The following is a 2777-nucleotide window of genomic DNA, read 5'->3' as shown; positions in this document are numbered from 1 at the left end:
CCCCTGACCCGGTCCTGCCCCAATCCCTGACCGGCTGACGGCCTACCGCGGGGGTTTGGCATCATCACCGCATGGGCATAGTCGCGGGACTGGACAGTTCCACCGAGAGCACGCGGATCATCGTCTGCGATACGGACACGGGAGCCGTGCTCCGGCAGGGGTACGCCCCGCACCCGCAGACCTCCCCGGGTGATCCTCAGGCGTGGCTGATGTCACTCGGCGACGCCGCCGGAGGCGGGGTGCTGGAGGGCGTGCAGGCCATCGGTGTCTCCGCGCAGCAGCACGGCCTGATCGCGCTGGACGCGGGCGGCGTGCTCGTACGGCCCGCGATGCTCGGCAACGACAAGCGGATGCAGCCCTCGGCCGCCGATCTGACGGAGGCCCTCGGGGGCCGTGCCGCGTGGTCCCAGGCCGTCGGTTCCGTCCCGCAGCCGGGCCAGCTGCTGCCGAAGCTGCGCTGGCTCGCGCGAAACGAGCCCGAGTCGGCCAAGCGCGTGGCCGCCGTGCTCCAGCCGCACGACTGGCTGGTCTGGCAGCTGCTGGGCCGTCCGGTACGGCGCACCACCGACCGCGGCGACGCCTCCGGCACCGGCTGCTGGTCGGCGGCGACCGGCTCCTGGCGCCCCGATCTGGTGGAGCTCGCCCTGGGCCACCAGGTGGCGCTGCCGGACGTGCTCGCCCCCGCGGAGCCCGCCGGGCACACCCCGGAAGGGCTGCTGATCTCGGCCGGCACCGGCGAGACCATGGCCGCGGCCTTCGGGCTCGGGGTCGGCCCCGGCGACGCGGTGATCTCCCTGGGCGCCTCCGGCTCGGTCTTCGCCGTGCACCACGAGGCCCTCGACGACCCCACGGGCTCCATCACCTCCTTCGCGGACGCGACCGGCATGCACCTGCCCGTGGTGCACACCCTCAACGCGGTCCGGGTGCTGCGCGGCACCGCCTCGCTGCTGGGCACGGACCTCGCGGGCCTGTCCGACCTGGCGCTGCGCTCCTCGCCGGGCTCGTACGGGCTGGTGCTGCTCCCCTATCTGGAGGGCGAGCGCACCCCGTACCTGCCGCACACGGCGGGCAGCCTCACCGGGCTGCGGCGGGAGAGCATGAAGCCGGAGCACCTGGCACGTGCCGCGTTCGAAGGCATGCTCTGCGGGCTGACGGACGCCCTGGACGTGCTGCGCACGCGCGGCGTCGCGGTGCGGCGGGTGTTCCTGCTGGGCGCGGCGGCCGAGCTGCCCGCCGTGCAGGCGATCGCCCCCGCGCTGTTCGGCGCGCCGGTCGTGGTCCCGCAGCCCGCGGACTACGCGGCGCTGGGCGCGGCCCGGCAGGCGGCGTGGGCGCTGGGCGTCCAGCACGGCACGCTCTCGCCCCAGCAGCCCCCGCTGTGGCCCGCGGCGGCCAGCCAGGTGTTCGAGGCGCTGGGCGAGGACCTGGCGGTCGGACAGGCGGTGCGGCAGCAGTACGTGACGGTGCGCGAGCAGTCGCACCCCGGGGCGTTCCAGTAACAGCCGTCAGTCGAGGTAGCCGCGGAGCTGGTCCGCGAAGGCGTGGTCGCGGAGCTTGTTGAGGGTCTTGGACTCGATCTGGCGGATCCGCTCGCGGGTGACCCCGAAGATCCGCCCTATCTCCTCCAGGGTGCGGGGGCGGCCGTCGGCCAGCCCGTAGCGGAGCTGCACGACCTTGCGCTCGCGCTCGCCCAGGGTCGACAGGACGGCCTCCAGATGCTCGCGCAGCAGCAGGAAGGCGGCCGATTCGACGGGTGAGGCCGCGTCGCCGTCCTCGATGAGGTCGCCGAGCGCGACGTCGTCCTCCTCGCCGACGGGCGCGTGCAGCGACACCGGCTCCTGGGCCAGCCGCAGCACCTCGCTGACCCGCTCCTGGGTGAGTTCGAGCTGGCCCGCGACCTCCTCGGCGGTGGGCTCGTAACCGTGCTCCTGGAGCATGCGGCGCTGGACGCGGACGACGCGGTTGATCAGCTCGACGACGTGGACGGGGACGCGGATCGTCCGGGCCTGGTCCGCGAGGGCGCGGGACATGGCCTGCCGGATCCACCAGGTCGCGTACGTCGAGAACTTGTAGCCGCGGGCGTAGTCGAACTTCTCGACCGCCCTGATCAGCCCGAGGTTTCCCTCCTGGACCAGGTCGAGCATGGTGAGCCCGCGGCCGATGTAGCGCTTGGCGACGGAGACGACGAGCCGCAGGTTGGCCTCGATGAGCCGGCGCTTGGCCATCCGGCCCATGACCACCAGCCGGTCGAGGTCGACGGCGAGTTGGGAGTCGAGGTCCGGCGTGCTGTTCAGCTTCTCCTCGGCGAACAGGCCCGCTTCCACGCAGCGGGCGAGCTCCACCTCCTCCTCCGCGGACAGCAGCGGGATCCGGCCGATCTCGCGCAGGTACTGCCGGAAGAGATCGGAGGACGGCCCGCCGCCCGCGTCGTTGCGGTCCGCCGGGCCGCCGCCCGGCTCCGGGCCGGGAGCGGGGAGGCTCTCACAGCCGGGCGGCTCCGCCTGCCGGTGCACGGCGGCGGCCGGGGACAGGGTCGAGGTCCGGGTCTGCACGGGGGCGACCTCCAAAGTGATCGCTGCCGGTTCGGGGGGTGGCATGCGACGGAGGGTTCCGGGTCCCTGCGGCCGGACCAGGCACCGCCCACCAGTGTGGGGTACGACACAGGTTGACCACGAGGGGCTTGCGGGCACTTTCTGATTCCGGACCGTGACATGGGGTGACCCACCGGGGGCTCCGCCCCCGGACCCCGTGGTCGGTTGCGGCCGGTGGTCCGGTTG

2 protein-coding genes are annotated in these 2777 nt (G+C 73.7%); one reads left to right on the top strand and one right to left on the bottom strand.

All coding sequences use genetic code 11. The annotated features are described in order from the left end of the window. Window positions 1-71 precede the first annotated feature (71 nt). On the top strand, window positions 72-1499 hold the full coding sequence (locus tag K6I34_RS35070) for an FGGY family carbohydrate kinase (protein ID WP_229332074.1): 1428 nt from the start codon (window positions 72-74) through the stop codon (window positions 1497-1499). Window positions 1500-1505: 6 nt separating this feature from the next. Here K6I34_RS35070 and K6I34_RS35065 read toward each other — a convergent pair whose 3' ends face one another. Beyond that, window positions 1506-2597 (bottom strand): RNA polymerase sigma factor, encoded by a 1092-nt coding sequence (locus K6I34_RS35065; RefSeq protein ID WP_229332073.1) that lies wholly within the window; start codon window positions 2595-2597, stop codon window positions 1506-1508. Window positions 2598-2777: the final 180 nt, after the last annotated feature.

The sequence above is a fragment of the Streptomyces sp. UNOC14_S4 genome, from assembly GCF_020740835.1.
In the GTDB taxonomy this organism is placed as follows: domain Bacteria; phylum Actinomycetota; class Actinomycetes; order Streptomycetales; family Streptomycetaceae; genus Streptomyces.
Note: the sequence above shows the minus strand (reverse complement) of the source record. Positions and strands in the feature narration are given on the sequence as shown.